This window comes from Rhizorhabdus histidinilytica (genome assembly GCF_900167915.1).
GTDB classification, from domain to species: Bacteria; Pseudomonadota; Alphaproteobacteria; order Sphingomonadales; family Sphingomonadaceae; genus Rhizorhabdus; species Rhizorhabdus histidinilytica.
Genome location: NZ_FUYM01000053.1, coordinates 1 through 1,459, shown reverse-complemented (window position 1 = coordinate 1,459; position 1,459 = coordinate 1). Strand labels below are relative to the sequence as shown.

1 protein-coding gene is annotated in these 1,459 nt (G+C 69.0%); it reads right to left on the bottom strand.

The features are described 5' to 3' along the window. Position 1: 1 nt before the first annotated feature. Positions 2-1,459 (bottom strand): glucose-6-phosphate dehydrogenase (zwf, locus tag B5X82_RS26120; RefSeq protein WP_377266688.1); only part of this gene is annotated, 1,458 nt, incomplete at its 5' end.

Here is a 1,459-nt window from a genome sequence, read left to right as displayed (position 1 = left end):
GTCAGTCATGCCATGTGACGCCGTCGCGTTCGGTGAGGGCGATGGCGGCGGAGGGCCCCCAGGTGCCGGCCATATAGGCCTTGGGCTTCATCGCGTTGGCGGCCCAGCCGTCGCGGATCGCATCGACCCACTCCCATTGCGCCTCCACCTCGTCGCGCCGCACGAACAGCGTCTGGTCTCCCTCGACCAGATCGAGCAGCAGCCGCTCATAGGCGATCCGCCGCCGGCTGTCGGCGAAGGCGTTCGGCATCGATATGTCGAGCGGCACCTCCCTCAGCCGGATCCCGTCGCGGTCGAGCCCCGGCTCCTTCGCCATCAGCAGCAGTCGGACATTCTCGTCGGGCTGCAAACGGATGATCAGCTTGTTGGGTTGCAGCACCGCGCCCCGCCCGTCGAAGATCGAGTGCGGCACCCCCTTGAACTGGATGAAGATCTCCGACTGCCGGCTCGGCAGCCGCTTGCCGGTGCGCAGGTAGAAGGGAACCCCCTTCCACCGCCAATTGTCGATGTTCGCCTTCAGAGCGACGAAGGTCTCGGTATCCGACGGCTTGCCCAGCTCGTCGACATAGCCCGGCACCGGCCCGCCCGCGACCGCGCCGGGGCCATATTGCCCGATCACACTGTGGCTCGCCGCCATCGCCCGGTCGATCGGACGCAGCGAGCGGAACACCTTCACCTTCTCGTCGCGCACCGCGGCCGCATCGAACCGGGCCGGCGGCTCCATCGCCACCAGCGCGAGCAGCTGGAGCATGTGGTTCTGCACCATGTCCCTGAGCGCGCCGGCGCCGTCGTAGAAGCCGACCCGGCCCTCCAGCCCCACCGTCTCCGACACGGTGATCTGGACATGGTCGATCCCGCCCTCGCGCCACAGCGGTTCGAACAGCCCGTTGGCGAAGCGCAGCGCCAGCAGGTTCTGGACCGTCTCCTTGCCGAGATAATGGTCGATCCGGAAGATGCGGTCCTCCGGGAAGACCGATCCGACCGCGTCGTTGATCTCGCGGCTCGACGCCATGTCGTAGCCGAGCGGCTTCTCCAGCCCGATCCGCACCCCTTCGCCCGCAAGGCCCGCCTTGGCGAGACCGTCGATCGTCGCGCCGAACAGCGACGGCGCGGTCGACAGGAAGATCGACAGGCCCCGGTCGGTCGCGCCGACCTTCTCCGCCAGCGCCGCGAAATCCCCCTCCCTCGATGCGTCGACCGGGACATAGCCGATCCGCGCGAGGAAACCGCCGAGCGCCGCCTCGTCGAGCCGCTCGCTCGGCACGAAACGGCGCAGCGCCTGCTCGGCGAAGGCGCGAAAGGCAGCGTCGTCATGCCCGCTGCGCGCCGTCCCCACGATCGCAAGACCCGACGGCAGCAGCCCGTCCGCCGCCAGCCCGTACAGCGACGGCAGCAGCATCCGCTGCGACAGGTCCCCGGTCGCGCCGAACAACAGCAGCTTCTCGCTCGGTGCCGTCAC